General features: G+C 31.8%; 17 protein-coding genes. 15 read left to right on the top strand and 2 right to left on the bottom strand.

Features of this window, described 5'->3' with window-relative positions; genetic code table 11:
* Positions 1 to 36 precede the first annotated feature (36 nt).
* From Q0945_RS05175 to tsaB, 14 genes are all read left to right on the top strand, one after another.
* On the top strand, positions 37 to 420 hold the full coding sequence (locus tag Q0945_RS05175; protein WP_299431530.1) for a cytochrome C oxidase subunit IV family protein: 384 nt from the start codon (positions 37 to 39) through the stop codon (positions 418 to 420).
* A gap of 83 nt (positions 421 to 503) precedes the next feature.
* Positions 504 to 1,130, top strand: coding sequence for a hypothetical protein (locus Q0945_RS05170; protein ID WP_299431527.1), 627 nt, complete (start codon positions 504 to 506; stop codon positions 1,128 to 1,130).
* Between the two features lie 5 nt (positions 1,131 to 1,135).
* On the top strand, positions 1,136 to 1,843 hold the full coding sequence (locus Q0945_RS05165; protein ID WP_299431524.1) for an SCO family protein: 708 nt from the start codon (positions 1,136 to 1,138) through the stop codon (positions 1,841 to 1,843).
* A 1-nt stretch (position 1,844) separates the two neighbouring features.
* Entirely contained in the window at positions 1,845 to 2,378 is a 534-nt protein-coding gene (locus tag Q0945_RS05160; RefSeq protein WP_299431521.1) for a DUF420 domain-containing protein, read from the top strand.
* A gap of 10 nt (positions 2,379 to 2,388) precedes the next feature.
* On the top strand, positions 2,389 to 2,598 hold the full coding sequence (locus Q0945_RS05155) for a hypothetical protein (protein WP_299431518.1): 210 nt from the start codon (positions 2,389 to 2,391) through the stop codon (positions 2,596 to 2,598).
* A 107-nt stretch (positions 2,599 to 2,705) separates the two neighbouring features.
* Entirely contained in the window at positions 2,706 to 3,950 is a 1,245-nt protein-coding gene (locus tag Q0945_RS05150) for an ABC transporter permease (protein WP_299431515.1), read from the top strand.
* A gap of 3 nt (positions 3,951 to 3,953) precedes the next feature.
* Complete coding sequence (locus Q0945_RS05145; RefSeq protein WP_299431512.1) at positions 3,954 to 5,213, top strand: ABC transporter permease; 1,260 nt, start codon at positions 3,954 to 3,956, stop codon at positions 5,211 to 5,213.
* A gap of 34 nt (positions 5,214 to 5,247) precedes the next feature.
* Entirely contained in the window at positions 5,248 to 6,360 is a 1,113-nt protein-coding gene (locus tag Q0945_RS05140; RefSeq protein WP_299431509.1) for an efflux RND transporter periplasmic adaptor subunit, read from the top strand.
* Positions 6,361 to 6,463: 103 nt separating this feature from the next.
* Positions 6,464 to 7,165 (top strand): ABC transporter ATP-binding protein, encoded by a 702-nt coding sequence (locus Q0945_RS05135; RefSeq protein WP_121063037.1) that lies wholly within the window; start codon positions 6,464 to 6,466, stop codon positions 7,163 to 7,165.
* Positions 7,158 to 8,387: an ABC transporter permease gene (locus Q0945_RS05130; RefSeq protein WP_299431503.1), complete on the top strand. Its 1,230-nt coding sequence runs from the start codon at positions 7,158 to 7,160 to the stop codon at positions 8,385 to 8,387. Before Q0945_RS05135 ends, Q0945_RS05130 begins: the two co-directional genes overlap by 8 nt.
* A 1-nt stretch (position 8,388) precedes the next feature.
* Positions 8,389 to 9,651, top strand: a complete 1,263-nt coding sequence (locus tag Q0945_RS05125) for an ABC transporter permease (RefSeq protein ID WP_299431500.1) — start codon at positions 8,389 to 8,391, stop codon at positions 9,649 to 9,651.
* Between the two features lie 32 nt (positions 9,652 to 9,683).
* Positions 9,684 to 10,841, top strand: a complete 1,158-nt coding sequence (locus tag Q0945_RS05120; RefSeq protein WP_299431497.1) for an efflux RND transporter periplasmic adaptor subunit — start codon at positions 9,684 to 9,686, stop codon at positions 10,839 to 10,841.
* A gap of 32 nt (positions 10,842 to 10,873) precedes the next feature.
* Positions 10,874 to 12,244, top strand: coding sequence for a TolC family protein (locus tag Q0945_RS05115; protein ID WP_299431494.1), 1,371 nt, complete (start codon positions 10,874 to 10,876; stop codon positions 12,242 to 12,244).
* A gap of 18 nt (positions 12,245 to 12,262) precedes the next feature.
* Positions 12,263 to 12,943, top strand: coding sequence for a tRNA (adenosine(37)-N6)-threonylcarbamoyltransferase complex dimerization subunit type 1 TsaB (gene tsaB, locus Q0945_RS05110; protein ID WP_299431491.1), 681 nt, complete (start codon positions 12,263 to 12,265; stop codon positions 12,941 to 12,943).
* Positions 12,944 to 12,985: 42 nt separating this feature from the next.
* Here the strand turns inward: tsaB and Q0945_RS05105 are convergent, their stop codons facing one another.
* A complete protein-coding gene (locus Q0945_RS05105; protein ID WP_298484292.1) occupies positions 12,986 to 13,186 on the bottom strand; it encodes a dodecin family protein in 201 nt (66 codons plus the stop codon).
* Positions 13,187 to 13,255: 69 nt separating this feature from the next.
* Positions 13,256 to 14,158 carry a NifU family protein gene (locus Q0945_RS05100; protein ID WP_299431487.1) on the bottom strand — a complete coding sequence of 301 codons (903 nt, stop codon included), beginning with the start codon at positions 14,156 to 14,158 and terminating at the stop codon, positions 13,256 to 13,258.
* 123 nt (positions 14,159 to 14,281) lie between these two features.
* Here Q0945_RS05100 and Q0945_RS05095 point away from each other — a divergent pair, with 123 nt between their 5' ends.
* Positions 14,282 to 15,277, top strand: coding sequence for a type IX secretion system membrane protein PorP/SprF (locus tag Q0945_RS05095; RefSeq protein WP_299431484.1), 996 nt, complete (start codon positions 14,282 to 14,284; stop codon positions 15,275 to 15,277).
* The last annotated feature ends 35 nt before the right edge of the window (positions 15,278 to 15,312 follow it).

Raw genomic sequence — 15,312 nt, 5'->3', positions numbered from 1 at the left:
CACATTTCATTTTATTGAAATTTTAAAGCATAAATAATGGCACACGAACACAAATTAGAAATATTTAGAGGTCTTTTAAAGTTTAAGAGTAACACGCAAAAAATTTGGGGAGTACTTATCTTTTTATCTCTTGTTACTGCAGTAGAAGTTGTTTTAGGTATTATAAAGCCAGAATCTCTTACGGGAACTTCTGTATTAGGGATGAAATTATTAAACTGGATATTCATCATCTTGACTTTAGTAAAAGCATATTACATAGCATGGGACTTTATGCACTTAAGAGATGAAAAATCTGCTTTTAGAAGAGCTTTGGTCTGGACACCTATATTCTTAGTCATTTATTTAACATTTATTCTTTTAACAGAGGCCGATTATATTTATGAAGTTTATAAAGACGGTTTTGTTACTTGGAATTTTTAATATATAAATAGATTTAACAAATAAAAAAGACGGTGATTAAACCGTCTTTTTTATTTTTGCACAGTTATTTTATTAATGCATATATGAAAAAAGTTTTTGTCTTAGTTGTTCTTTTTATACTTCCAGTTGTAGCATATCTCTTTTTTGCATCTGGAGTAAATAACTTTGGTAAATTACCTATTCTTACAGAGAATATTAAAGACGTATCTTCCTTAAATACAGAAGTGACTTTTGCTAATAAAATATCTATTTTAGGATTTTTAGGTAGTAATGTAGAAGTTAAAAAAGGAGCTGCCTTTAATTTAAATCAGAAAATATATAAGCAATTTTTTGAGTTTAAAGATTTTCAATTTGTAATGATGGTTCCTGTAGGAGCAGAAGATAAAGTTGAAGAGCTTAAGAAAGAACTAGGAGGTTTAGTAAATATAGATAAGTGGAACTTTGTTTTTGCAGATACTTCTAAAATTCAAAATGTATTTAATAGTTTGCAAACCAATATTAAGTTAGACTCTAACTATTCTACACCTTATGTTTTTATAGTAGATAAAGACATAAGTTTAAGAGGTAGAACATCAGATGAAGATGAGGGTACTAAATATGGTTTTAACGCTAATTCTGTAGCGGAGCTAAATAATAAGATGGAAGATGATGTAAAGATTATTCTTGCAGAATACCGTATGGCTCTTAAAAAGAATGCTGCAAATAGATAGTACATATGAAAAAGAATTATACATACGTCTGGGTTTCTTTAATAGTTCTTGTCTTTGGAATTATTTTTATTCCAAGAATTATAGATAGAGTCAAAACAGGTACTATTGTAGATAATGATAGAATGAGCCGTTTAGCATTTATAGATATTAACGGGGAGCATAGAAGCATGCCAGAATTTTCTTTTATTAACCAGGATAGTTTAATTATTACTAATAAAGACTATATAGGAAAAGTATATATAGTAGAGTTTTTTTTTACCACGTGCCCATCTATTTGCCGAGTTATGAATAAAAACTTGGTAGAACTTCAAGATGAGTTTAAAGAGTTTAAAGATTTTGGAGTTGCTTCCTTTACTATAAACCCTGAACATGACACTCCAATGGTTTTAAAGGCATATGCAGAGGAACATGGAATTACAAATTTAGACTGGAATTTGCTTACAGGAGATAGGAAAGATATTTATGAATTAGCTAATAAAGGTTTTTATATTTTTGCAAAGGAAAATGAGGAGGTTGCTGGTGGTTTTGAGCATTCAGGAATGTTTGCTTTAATAGATAAAAAAGGATTTATACGCTCTAGGCTAGATGCGGCTAATAACCCAATAATATATTACAGAGGAGCAATTACTCCAAAACAAGGAAAAAATGAGGAAGGAGAAACAGAACAAATTTCTATTTTAAAAGAGGATATTAAAAAATTACTAGCAGAATAAAATGTCTAATACAAATAAAGAAAAACAATTTAATAGGCTTATAACCATTGTATCTATTATAGTGCCAATTGTTGTTGCAATACTTTTTGGAGTTAAAATTCCTAATGTTAAACCATTGTCTTTTTTACCTCCAATTTATGCGGGAATAAATGGCCTTACCGCAATTCTTTTAGTAATTGCGGTTTGGGCAATAAAGAATGGTGATAAAAAATTGCATCAAAAATTAATGACTACCTGTATTGGTTTATCTCTTTTGTTTTTAGTAATGTATATTGGGTATCACATGACGTCAGATTCTACTTCTTACGGTGGAAAAGGTGTTGTAAAATATGTTTACTTCTTTATATTAATTTCTCATATTGTACTTTCTATAGTAATAATACCACTTGTATTACGTACGTATGCTAAAGCATATTTAAATAAGTATGAAGAGCACAGAAAGTTAGCTAAAATTACTTTTCCTATTTGGTTATATGTAGCAATCACGGGAGTGGTAGTTTACTTTATGATTTCACCATATTATACGCATGTATAAAAATGTTAGCATGAAAAAAATAAGTGTAATTCTTTTTCTATTGTTTATTATTGTTCCAGACTTTTTGCAAGCCCAATGTGCTATGTGTAGAGCCGTATTGGAGAGTGGAGAGAATACTACTACTGCAGAAGGTGTAAATAATGGCATTGTTTATCTTATGGCTATACCATATATATTGGTAGGTGGCGTGTTTTATTTTATCTACAAAAGAATGAAATAGCGTTTTGTTTTTTTTTAACACTTCTTTACTGTAACAATTTTACCTTTTTGGAGTCTTATGGGTGCAGTACGTTTGTACTGTAAACATCAATCAATCAAAATCAACCTATGTTTGACATCGAAAGATGGCAAGAGATTTTTGATACCATTCAAAAAAATAAATTACGGACATTCTTAACCGGACTTTCTGTAGCTTCTGGAATATTTATTCTGGTTATTTTATTGGGATTTGGACAAGGTATGCAAAATGGAATTGCCGCAGAATTTGAACAAGACGCAGCTACTAGTGTTTGGGTGTGGCCTGGTGTAACTACAATAGAATATAAAGGTCTTAATCCAGGAAGAAGAATTACTCTTACCAATGAGAACTACGAATTTTCAACCCACCTATTAGAGGAAAGTATAGAATACCAATCTCCTAGAATTTTTGTTAGAAATGTTTCGGTAAATTACGGAAAAGAAGCTTTAGCTTATGGTATTCAAGGTGTTTCTAGTCAATTTCAACAAATAGAAAATGCTAAAATTACTGCAGGACGTTTTATAAATTATCATGATGAAATTAGTACAGGTAAAGTTGCCGTAATTGGAGAAAAAGTAAGAAAAGATGTTTTTGGAGATTTAGAAACTCCAATAGGAGAGTTTATAGAAATTTCAGGAATTCCTTTTAAAATTATTGGTCAGTTTAAAGAAAAGGAAGAAAGAGAGGAAGAAAGAATTTATATTCCAATAACTACAGCTCAGAAAGCTTTTAATGGAAGAGATAGGGTTAATAATTTAGCTTACACTTTAGCGCCGGCAAAAACTTTTGAAGAAACTGTTGCACAAGCAATGCAATTTAAAAAAGATTTAAAAGGATATTTACAAAGTGCTCATACTATATCTCCCAAAGATGATAACGCTATAGAAGTGTGGAGTGCTATGGAAGAAGCAAAAAGATTTTTTAACCTAACAAACAGTATAAAACTTTTCTTTTGGTTTGTTGGTATATGTACCATAATTGCAGGAGTAGTGGGAGTTAGTAATATTATGCTCATTGTTGTAAAAGAGCGTACCCGTGAAATAGGAATACGTAAAGCTTTGGGAGCAAAACCTTGGTCTATCGTTGGTATGATTTTGCATGAAGCTATTTTTGTCACCGCCCTCTCCGGATTCGCCGGATTAATATTTAGTATGGGGTTACTAGAAATTGTAGGGCCACATATAGAGGTTGATTATATTTTAAATCCATCTGTAAATTTTAATGTAGCTATAACAACAGTATTTGTATTAATTTTTGCGGGAGCAGTTGCTGGCTTTTTTCCCGCATGGAGAGCGGCAAGTATTCATACAATTGATGCCTTAAGAGACGAGTAAAATATGTTTAATAAAGATCGTTGGAAAGAAATTTTAGAAGTACTAACCAGTAATTGGTTTAGAACAGTTTTAACTGCCTTTGGAGTGTTTTGGGGTATTCTTATACTTATAATCCTATTGGCTGCTGGCAAGGGGTTAGAAAATGGGATAAAGTCCGATTTTGGGGATATTGCAACCAATACAATGTTTATGTGGACAAGAAATACTACTAAACCGTATAAAGGCTTACCAAAAGGAAGGCATTTTAATTTTAAGGTAGACGATGTGCAATCTATAAAAGATAACATTCCTAATCTTAGATTTGTTTCCCCAAGAAATAGGTTAAGCGGTTTTAGTGGAGGTAATAATGTTGTTAGAGGAATTAATGTAGGTGCATATAATGTTTATGGAGATTATCCAGAAATCATTAAACAGGAACCAATGGCTATAACTTCTGGTCGTTTTATTAACTACTCCGATATTAATGAGAAGAAAAAAATTGCCATTATTGGCGAGGGTGTAAAGACTGGTTTATATACGAAAGAAGAAAAAGTTTTAGGTACTTATATAAAAATACGAGGAATTAGTTTTTTAGTAGTTGGTACCTATAAGAAGATAAGTAACGATGGAGATGGAGAAGAAGCTCAAAAAGAAATTTATGTTCCGTTTACTGCTTTTTCGCAAGCTTTTAACAGAGGAGATAATGTTGGTTGGATGGCTATAACTGCAAATGATGGGAGCTCAATTTCTAACCTAAAAGAACGTATTGTGACATTAGTTAAAGAGAATAGAAAAGTGCACCCAGACGATAAAAGAGCGGTTGGTAATTTTGATTTATATGAACAATATAATAGAGTAGAAAGTCTTTTTGGAGCTATGCGTTTTATAGCATATTTCGTTGGGGTATTGGTTTTATTATCTGGGATTATTGGCGTTAGTAATATTATGCTCATTGTGGTAAAAGAACGAACCAAAGAAATTGGTATTAGAAGAGCTTTGGGAGAAGACCCATGGTCTATAAAATTACAAATCTTAATGGAATCTATTTTTTTAACCATAATATCTGGTATGGCAGGAATTACATTTGGGGCATTATTTATTTATGGGATAAATAAAATGTTAGATATAAACGGACCTGTAGATATGTTTATAAACCCAAGTGTAAGTATAGGAGTGGTAGTAGCTGCTTTAATGATACTAATTGTGTCAGGACTTTTAGCTGGTTTTATTCCAGCACAAAGTGCTATAAAAACAAAACCTATATATGCTTTAAGAGCAGAATAAAATAGCAATCAAAATAAATATTAAAATTTTAAAAATGAAAAAATCAGTAACAATCGTCATTTTACTATGCATTTTAATAACCTTTGGGGCTTCTATGTATTATTTGTATCAAAAAAATGCAGAGGATCCAACAGTATATCAAACAGAAATTCCTTCTAAAAAAACAATCATAAAAAAGACAATGGCTACAGGTAGTATTTTGCCTTTAGAAGAGGTTTTAATTAAACCAAATATCTCTGGAGTAATTGAAGAAGTTTATGTAGAAGGAGGAGATTATGTTAAATCTGGCGATTTGTTATGTAAAATAAAAGTAGTGCCAAATTTAAATGCACTTAATGACGCTAGAAATACTATTGATGAAGCAAAAATAGGTTTGGATGATCAACAAAGAAATCATTTAAGACAAAAGAGTTTGTATGATAAAGGGGTAATATCTAAAGTAGATTTAGAAAGAGCTCAGGTGTCTTATGACCAAGCAAAGCAAGCATATAGTGCAGCTAATAAAAGGTACGATATTGTAAAGACAGGAACAACAAGAGGTTTTGGTAATGCTGCAAATACATTAATTAGAGCAACTGTTAGCGGAATGGTGTTAGATGTTCCTGTAGAGGTTGGAAATCAAGTAATAGAAAGTAATAACTTTAATGAAGGAACTACAATTGCTTCTATTGCAGATGTAGAAAAAATGATTTTTGAAGGGAAAGTAGATGAGTCTGAAGTAGGGAAAATAAAAGAAAATTTACCTTTAGAAATTACAATTGGAGCTATTGAAAATAAAACTTTTGATGCTGTTTTAGATTATATAGCACCTAAAGGAGTAGAGGAAAATGGAGCAATACAGTTTGAAATTAAAGGGACGTTAAGTAAAAAGGACACTACATTTATAAGAGCGGGGTTAAGTGCTAACGCATCTATAATATTAGCTAAAGCAGATAGTGTTTTGTCTTTAAAAGAAGGTCTAGTACAGTACGATAATAAAACAAAAAAACCTTTTGTAGAGATTGCAATTGGAGAACAAGAATTTGAACGTAAAGAAGTAGAGTTAGGGGTAAGTGACGGTATTTATGTGGAAGTGAAAGAGGGTGTTAATGAAGGAGATAAAGTAAAAGTTTGGAATGAAATAGAGTCCGATGAAAAGTCTAAGTAATATTTAACAAATAATTTTGAAAGAAAAACGTAACAATTCAGGAACTTAGATGTCTAACTGTTATGTGTTTAAAAAATAGCCATCAAAAAATAAGATAACTATTATGATAGAAATAAAAGATCTTCACAAATCTTATAAAATGGGTAGCAATTCATTGCACGTGTTAAAAGGAATTAATTTTTCGGTAAAAGAAGGAGAATTAGTAGCTATTATGGGGTCTTCTGGTTCTGGAAAATCTACACTTTTAAATATTTTAGGAATGTTAGATGAGTTAGATGAAGGTTCTTATACGTTAGATGGTGTTCCAATTAAAAATTTAAATGAAACCAAAGCAGCTCAGTATAGAAATAAATTTTTGGGCTTTGTTTTTCAATCCTTCAATTTAATAAATTACAAAAGTGCTATGGAAAATGTAGCGCTACCATTATACTATCAAAAAGTAGGTCGTAAAGAACGCCAAGAAAAAGCGCTAAAATATTTAGAGCAAGTAGGTCTTAAGGAATGGGCAACACATTTACCTAACGAGTTGTCTGGGGGACAAAAACAAAGAGTTGCAATTGCAAGAGCAATGGCAGCAGAACCTAAAGTACTTTTGGCAGATGAGCCAACAGGGGCATTAGATAGTAAAACCTCTTATGAGGTAATGGATCTTATTCAGAAAATTAATGACCAAGGGAATACTATTCTTTTAGTAACGCATGAGCCAGATATTGCAGATATGTGTAAACGTATAGTACATTTGAAAGACGGAGTTATTATTGAAGATAAAAAAGTAGAGCAAGTAAGAGCATCTCAATATGTTTAGTAGAGACAACTGGAAAGAAATTTTTGAAACTATTCAAAAAAATAAACTTAGAACATTTTTATCTGGGTTTACGGTTGCTTTAGGTATTTTAATTTTTGTAGTTCTTTTTGGTTTTGGTAATGGTCTTAAAAACACTTTTTCTAAGTTTTTTGAGGATGACGCGCAAAACATTATTACCCTTTTTCCTGGACAAACATCAAAACCATATAAAGGTTATAAATCTGGAAGACGAATAGAATTTGATAATTCGGATTTAGAAGATATTAAAACCAATTTTCCAATTTTTCTAGAATATATTACACCAAGAATATCAAGAAATGGTCTAGTAAAATATAAAAATGAATCTAATAATTATTCTACAAGAGCAGTAGCACCATCACATCAAATAGCAGAGAAGACTATTATTATGAAAGGCAGGTATCTTAATGTAAAAGATATTAAGGAAAAGAGTAAAACTGCCGTTATTGGTCGTCTGGTAGAAAAAGACCTATTTGGTGCAAAAAATGCAATGGGAAAATATATAGACATTGCAGGGAGCGCATTTAAAGTTATTGGAGTATACCAAGACGAAGGTGGCGATGATGAAGAAAGACGTATTTATATACCATATACTACAAGGCAGTTAATAGAAAAAAATACAGATAAGGTAGACCAAATTATTGTAGCCTTTAGGCCAGAACTAGGGTATGCAGGAGCATTGGCATTAGATAAAGGAATAACAGAATTTATAAAGAATAAAAAGTTTATTAACCCTAATGATCAGAACGGCCTTTATGTAAGAAACGTTGCAGAGGGTTTAAAAAACACACAACAAATGGCTTTTGTTTTACAAATGATTGTTGGTTTTGTAGCAATAGGTACTATCATAGCAGGTATTATAGGTATTAGTAATATTATGGTTTTTGTAGTAAAAGAGCGTACTAAAGAATTAGGTATTAGAAAAGCTTTAGGAGCCACACCAAAAGCAGTAATAGGAACTATTTTATTAGAATCTGTTTTTATTACTACAGTTTTTGGTTTCATAGGAATGATTATAGGAATAGCCATTCTAAATTCTATGGGAGATAAATTAAAAGACCGTTTTATAACAGACCCCTATATTGATATGCCAATTGCAATTGGAGCAACAATTTTGTTAATTATTTTTGGTGCAATTGCAGGGTATATACCAGCAAAAAGAGCAGCAAGAATTAAACCTATTGTAGCATTAAGAGACGAATAATATGAAGTTTTTATTTGACAGCAATACATGGCAAGAGATTTTTGGTTCTATAAGTAAGAATAAAACCAGGACAATAATTACAGTAATAGGTGTTCTTTGGGGTATTTTTATATATGTAGCACTTTCTGGTGCAGCTAAAGGTTTAGATAATGGTTTTGATAAAGCTTTTAAAACCGTAGCTATGAATAGTATGTTTGTTTGGGCACAAAATACAAGCATGCCGTATGATGGTTTTAAAACAGGTAGATCTATGCAGCTTAAATTGGGAGATGTAGAAACTTTAGAAAATAGAATTCCTGAAATACAATACATAGCACCAAGAATTACGCAAGGACAATTTGGTTCTAGACCAGTATATACAGTTAGAGGCCAAAAATCTGGTTCTTATACATTAAATGGGGATTATCCTATATACACAAAAATATCTACAAAAAAAATATTTGATGGAGGTAGGTTCATAAACCAAGAAGATATGGACCAAGCCAGAAAGGTTATTGTTATAGGGGAACGTATACAACAAGAACTCTATAAAAAAGGAGAAGACCCTGTGGGTTCTTATGTTCGTGTAGGGAATGTATATTTTCAAGTAATAGGAGTGCATAAATTAGCACAAGGGGTAAGTTTCGACTCGGATAGTGCTATGTTTATTCCATTTTCTACGTATCGTAAATTGTATAATTCTGGGGATAATGTAGGCTATTTATGTATAGCTGCTTATGATGATGCAGATGTTGTACAGGTAGAAAAAGATATAAAAGCAATATTAAAAAGTACACATAGAGTAAACCCTAAAGATGAAAGAGCGTTTGGTTCTTTTAATTTAGGCGAACGCTTTGGTGAAATTATGGGTTTTGCAGACGGATTAACGTTTATGTCCTTAGTAGTAGGTATAGCTACCATATTGGCAGGAGTAATAGGTATTGGGAATATACTTTTAATTTCGGTAAAAGAACGTACCAAAGAATTAGGAGTGCGCAGAGCATTAGGGGCAACCCCCTCAGAAGTAAGAAATCAAATTATATTAGAGTCTGTTTTTTTAACCCTTATAGCAGGAGTAGTGGGTATTATATTAGGTGCGGGCTTACTTAGTGGATTAAATGCCTTTACTAAAGATGCAGACTTTCCATATGCCAACCCAACAGTACCCATACCTTATGTTTTAGGAGCTTTGACAATCATGGTAATTTTAGGAACATTAATAGGTTTAATTCCAGCGCAAAGAGCAGTAAGTATTAAACCAATAGATGCATTAAGAGAAGAATAATAAAACCAAACATAAAATAAACAAAAATTAAAATGAACAAAACTGTAAAGTATATTCTAATAAGTCTTTTGGTATTAGGTGCGTTATGGGCTGCTGTATTTTTTATAAAATCTAATAGCAAATCTGCAATTACGTATGAAACTAGTAAACCATTTATTTCTAGTATAGAGAAAAAAACGGTAGCAACGGGGAAAGTTGTGCCAGAAGAAGAAGTAGAGATAAAACCTCAAATTTCTGGTATTATTCAAAAAATATATTTAGAAGAAGGGGCAAAAGTTAAGGCTGGAGATTTAATTGCACTTATTAAAGTGGTTCCTAATGAACAATCTTTAAACCAGTCCAGAGGTAGGGTTCGTAATGCAGAGTTGGCATTAAATAATGTTAAGATAGAATTTGATAGGAATAAAAACCTTTTTGATAAAGGTGTAATTTCTAGTCAAGACTTTAACGCAATTCAATTACAATACAACCAAGCGCAACAGGAACTAAAAAATTCTAGAGCAGATTATCAAATTATTAGAGTGGGTTCTTCTGGAGGTTCTTCTAGTGCAAATACAAATATTAGAGCCACAGTGGCTGGTACAATTTTAGAAATTCCTGTAGAAGAAGGGGATCAAGTTATTCAAAGTAATAATTTTAATGATGGTACTACTATTGCTTCCATTGCAGATTTAAATAAAATGATTTTTGAAGGAAAAGTAGATGAAGGTGAAGTAGGAAAATTAAAAGTAGGTACGCCTTTAAAAATTAGTTTAGGAGCGGTTGAAGATGTAGAGTTAGATGCAAAATTAAAATTTATAGCACCTAAAGGTGTAGAAGAAACAGGAGCTGTTCAATTTAGAATAGAAGGAGATGTAGAAATTAAAGATGACCTTTTTATCCGTGCAGGGTATAGTGCAAATGCATCTATTGTATTAGAAAAAAAAGAAGATGTTCTTGTAATTCCAGAAGCGTTACTACAGTTTGATAAAAAAACAGATGAACCTTATGTAGAAGTTGCTAATGGTAATGTAGAAGACCAAAAGTTTGAAAGAAAAAATATTGAAATTGGAATATCAGATGGAGTTAATGTAGAAATTATTTCAGGTATTACTGAAGAAGATGAGGTAAAACAATGGAATAAAACAGAGCCTATTAAAATTGGTGATGAAGATAAAAAAGGGGAAGATTCCGAAGAAAATGAAGAGTAAAAACATCAATCAATAATCAAAAACAATCAAAAATGAAATTTAAAATAACAACACTATTTTTAGTTTTAGTGCTGGGTATTGCTTCTGCGCAGGAAAAGAAATGGACTTTAGAAGAGTGTGTTACTTATGCAGTAGAAAACAACCTTACTATTGAACAGTTTGCCTTAGATTTAGAGAATACTAAAATTGAAGAGTCTGATGCTTTTGGTAATTTTTTGCCAAATTTAAATTCTTCTATAAGTGCAAGTAATAATACAGGTTTTTCTATTGTTCCAGGAACAAACGCGCCAACAAATCAGTCTACTTTTTCGGGTAGTGGGAGTTTAAGTTCTAGTGTTACTTTGTTTAATGGTATGCGTAATATTCATGCTTTAAATAGAGCAAAGTTGAGTGCTATTGCTAGTCAATATAGATTAGAAGATTTAAAAGACGATATTCGTTTAAACGTTGCTAATGCATATTTACAGGTGTTGTCTAATAAAGAAGCTTTAAAAGTGGCAAGAGCACAGTATGCAATTACGGAACAAGATTTAAAAAGAACCAAGGAATTAGTAGAATCGGGTGTTGTTCCCAAAGGAGATTTACTAGAGATTGAAGCTACAGCTGCTACACAAGAACAGCAAATTGTAAACGGTGAAAGTTTGGTGTTAATTTCAAGAATAAGTCTTTCGCAACTTTTACAAATTACAGATTATCAGAATTTTGATGTTTCGGATGAAACCTATGAAATTCCACCTTCAGATGTTTTAAATAATTCGGTAAAAGATATTTATAATAAAGCGTTAACCTATAGAAATGATATTAAGTTATCAGAGTCTAATGTTTCACTTGCAGAGAAAGATGTTAAAATAGCTAAAGGGGCTTTATATCCTACTTTATCTGCTTCTTTTAGATATAGCACGGGGTATTCTAATCGTAATGAAATTTTAGCACCTGTTGATCTAGCTAACCCTGAAACCGTTTCTTTTTACACTCCTAATTTTACTGATCAGCTTTGGATTTTTGATGGGGTATCTTATGGAGCGCAATTAAGTGTGCCAGTTTTTAATGGTTTTAGCGTTAAAAACAACATAAAAAGAGCAGCTATTTCTTTGGAGAAAAGCAAATTGCAGTTAGAGCAGGACAAGCTAGATTTAGAATCTAATATTCAACAAGCCTACGTAGATGTAAAAACTTTTCAGAAAGCCTATGAGGCTGCGGAGAAAACTTTAGAAGCAAGACGCCTAGCTTACAATTATTCTAAAGAGCGTTTTGATGTTGGTTTAATGAATGCTTTCGATTTTAGTCAGGCACAATCTAGAGTAGATAATGCAGAAGCAGATGTAGTACGTGCCAAATGCGATTATATTTTTAGATTAAAAATACTGGAATTCTATTTTGGTATTCCTATTAGCTTAAACTAGATTATATTTGTAGCCATTATGGCGATAATTTTAAATTTAGAAACCGCAACAACTAACTGTTCTGTTAGTATAGCAAAAGATGGAGAGCTTATTGTTTTAAAAGAGCATAACTCTTCTAATTATTCACATGCAGAACAATTACACGTATTTATAGAGGAAGCTTTGCAAGAAGCTTCCCTGTCTATTAAAGATATAGATGCCATTGCGGTAAGTAAAGGCCCAGGTTCTTATACAGGTTTGCGTATAGGGGTGTCTGCAGCAAAGGGACTATGTTTTTCTTTAGATGTTCCTTTAATCTCTATAGCCACACTGGAAAGTATGTCGTATCAAGTAGTTATGGAAGAAAATGCAGTAATTATTCCGGTTTTAGATGCAAGAAGAATGGAAGTGTATTCTTCTGTTTTTAACGCTTCTTATTCAGAAATAAGAGAAACTCGTGCAGAAATTATTGACGAAAGTTCTTTTAGAGATTATACAGAAAAAGGGAAAGTCATTATTGCTGGAAGTGGAGCCGAAAAGTGTAAAGAGATTTTAACACATCCTAATTTTGAATTTTATACTACAGTTATCCCTTCAGCAAAAGAAATGGCATCATTATCTTATCAGAAATTCAAAGACAAGAATTTTCAAGATGTAGCTTACTTTGAGCCTTATTACTTAAAAGATTTTGTTTTGTTACAAAAAAAGAAAAAGGAATAAAAAAAGCGCCTAGTTAGGCGCTTTAAGAATAGTATTTGTAATTTATTTTACTTCAAAAGTAATTTTTAGGTTTACTCTAAAATCCGTAACCTCGCCGTCTTCTACACTTGCACTTTGGTCCTGTACATATACAGAACGAATGTTTTTTACACTTTTAGAAGCATGAGAAACTGCTTTTTTAGTTGCGTCTTCCCAACTTTTGCTAGAATTTGCTAATACTTCAATAACTTTTAAAATTGCCATAATTAATGATTTTTGTTTTCTCTAAAGTAAGAAAATAAAACAGAAATCCCTAAACCTAAAGCAAAGCAGTTAACCGTTTACAGCAACTACCTCGTTTATTTTATCGCCCATCATATTTTTAAGCATAGTTTCTATTCCATTTTTTAAAGTATAAGTAGAAGACGGGCAACCGCTGCAAGCACCTTGTAGTATTACATTTACGGTTTTAGTGTCTTCTTCATAAGATTGGAATAAAATATTACCACCATCACTAGCGACGGCTGGCTTTACATATTCTTCTAAAATATCTACAATTTGCTTAGAAGTGTCATCTAGGCTTACCGCTTTTTCTACTTCTATAGGAGCGGCAACTTTTGTTTGCTGTTCAATAGAATCTGAAACCACTTGTTTTCCTGCGGCAATAAACTCTCTAATAAGTTCTCTTAAAGGCATAGTAATGTCTTCCCATTCTGCAACATCATATTTAGAGACCGAAACATAATTTTCATCAATAAAAACTTGTTTAACAAAAGGAAGTTGAAATAACTCTAGTGCTAAAGGAGAGTCTTTTGCTTCATCAATATTCTTAAACTCAAAAGCTGTGGCAACAATTTTTCTACTAGCTACAAATTTCATTGTAGTTGGGTTAGGCGTAACTTCTGCATATACCGTTACAGCAATAGGTTTGTCTGTGTTCTCTTCTATAACAACTAGCTCGCCAGAATTTAAGTATTCTACTAATTGTTTTGCAACTTCATCCTTAACATCATCCCAAGCAACAATATCATACCTTTCTAAGCCAATAAAATTGCCAGAAATATAAACAGTCTTAATAAAAGGAAGATAAAATAACTGTTGCGCTAAAGGTGAATTTTTTGCTTCATCAATATTTTTAAATTCGTAATTAGTATGACTTGTTAATAGGTGATTTGTTTCAAATTTTAATATGTTAGGATTGTTTGTGCTAACAACTGTAATAGTGTACTCCTTCATGAATCTAAATTTTATACAAAAATACAAAGTAATTCTTAGTTAAACCTTGGATAATATTGTTGTATTTGTCTCGTTATATTATATGTTTGCAAGGTGTAACAACCAATTAGCCCTATTTACTAGATGAAAAACCGCATTTTATTTCTATTTTCTTTCTTTGTGTTAAGTTTTAATTCTTATTCGCAGGAGGGTATTCCAGTATATTTTGATTATTTATCTGATAACTATTATTTAGTATTTCCTTCCATGGCAGGTATTGGAGAAGGAGGTAAAGTTCGTGGTACTATTAGAAAACAGTGGTTTAATGTAGATGAAGCACCAAGTTTACAGACATTAAATGCGCATTTTAGAGTTGCAGATAGTGATAGTGGAATAGGTGCTATATTTTATAATGATGCGAATGGATATCATTCGCAAACAGGATTTAAAGCTACATACGCACATCACTTACGAATGGGTGGTGGAGATGTAAGGTCTTTAAACCAACTATCTTTTGGTTTAAGCGCAGGATATTTACAAAGTAATTTAGATGAATCTGAATTTAGAAGTGTGATTCCAGATCCTATTGTCAATGGAACTAATAATAGTGTTGGTTATTTTAATGTAGATTTTGGAATGTCTTATAATTATAGAGATTTTTATGCACATGCGGCAGTATTAAATGCTTTAGGTAGTGGTAGAGATTTGTATACTGCTATAGAAATTGATAATTTAAAAAGATATTTAATTTCTGCTGGTCATATTTTTGGAAGAAACGAATGGCAAGTAGAGCCTTCCGTATTATTTCAATTAACAGATTTTACAAAAGAAAAAACATTAGATATAAACGGAAAAGTTTATAGAGATGTAGATTTTGGGAGATTATGGGCGGGGATATCTTATCGTAGAAGTTTTGATGGTGCTCAGTTTCAGTCTAACGGAACTTTTGGAGAACAAAGGTTGCAATTAATAACACCAATTATAGGAGCTAATATTAACAATTTCTTAGTTTCTTATAACTACTCTTACCAAATGGGAGATATTCGTTTTGATAACGGAGGTTTTCATCAAATAACAGTGGGCTACGATTTTGGACAATCAGAACGTAAGTATGATTGTTATTGTCCAGCAGCACAGTAAAAGGAAAATGTGTTTACCTTAGGAAGGATAAACAC

Source organism: uncultured Maribacter sp. (assembly GCF_947500405.1).
GTDB lineage: Bacteria > Bacteroidota > Bacteroidia > Flavobacteriales > Flavobacteriaceae > Maribacter_B.
Note: the sequence above shows the minus strand (reverse complement) of the source record. Positions and strands in the feature narration are given on the sequence as shown.

Coding starts and splice junctions, on each gene's coding strand:
- Q0945_RS05175 (WP_299431530.1), top strand. CDS start 37: ATGGCACACGAACACAAATTAGAAATATTTAGAGGTCTTTTAAAGTTT.
- Q0945_RS05170 (WP_299431527.1), top strand. CDS start 504: ATGAAAAAAGTTTTTGTCTTAGTTGTTCTTTTTATACTTCCAGTTGTA.
- Q0945_RS05165 (WP_299431524.1), top strand. CDS start 1,136: ATGAAAAAGAATTATACATACGTCTGGGTTTCTTTAATAGTTCTTGTC.
- Q0945_RS05160 (WP_299431521.1), top strand. CDS start 1,845: ATGTCTAATACAAATAAAGAAAAACAATTTAATAGGCTTATAACCATT.
- Q0945_RS05155 (WP_299431518.1), top strand. CDS start 2,389: ATGAAAAAAATAAGTGTAATTCTTTTTCTATTGTTTATTATTGTTCCA.
- Q0945_RS05150 (WP_299431515.1), top strand. CDS start 2,706: ATGTTTGACATCGAAAGATGGCAAGAGATTTTTGATACCATTCAAAAA.
- Q0945_RS05145 (WP_299431512.1), top strand. CDS start 3,954: ATGTTTAATAAAGATCGTTGGAAAGAAATTTTAGAAGTACTAACCAGT.
- Q0945_RS05140 (WP_299431509.1), top strand. CDS start 5,248: ATGAAAAAATCAGTAACAATCGTCATTTTACTATGCATTTTAATAACC.
- Q0945_RS05135 (WP_121063037.1), top strand. CDS start 6,464: ATGATAGAAATAAAAGATCTTCACAAATCTTATAAAATGGGTAGCAAT.
- Q0945_RS05130 (WP_299431503.1), top strand. CDS start 7,158: ATGTTTAGTAGAGACAACTGGAAAGAAATTTTTGAAACTATTCAAAAA.
- Q0945_RS05125 (WP_299431500.1), top strand. CDS start 8,389: ATGAAGTTTTTATTTGACAGCAATACATGGCAAGAGATTTTTGGTTCT.
- Q0945_RS05120 (WP_299431497.1), top strand. CDS start 9,684: ATGAACAAAACTGTAAAGTATATTCTAATAAGTCTTTTGGTATTAGGT.
- Q0945_RS05115 (WP_299431494.1), top strand. CDS start 10,874: ATGAAATTTAAAATAACAACACTATTTTTAGTTTTAGTGCTGGGTATT.
- tsaB (WP_299431491.1), top strand. CDS start 12,263: ATGGCGATAATTTTAAATTTAGAAACCGCAACAACTAACTGTTCTGTT.
- Q0945_RS05105 (WP_298484292.1), bottom strand. CDS start 13,186: ATGGCAATTTTAAAAGTTATTGAAGTATTAGCAAATTCTAGCAAAAGT.
- Q0945_RS05100 (WP_299431487.1), bottom strand. CDS start 14,158: ATGAAGGAGTACACTATTACAGTTGTTAGCACAAACAATCCTAACATA.
- Q0945_RS05095 (WP_299431484.1), top strand. CDS start 14,282: ATGAAAAACCGCATTTTATTTCTATTTTCTTTCTTTGTGTTAAGTTTT.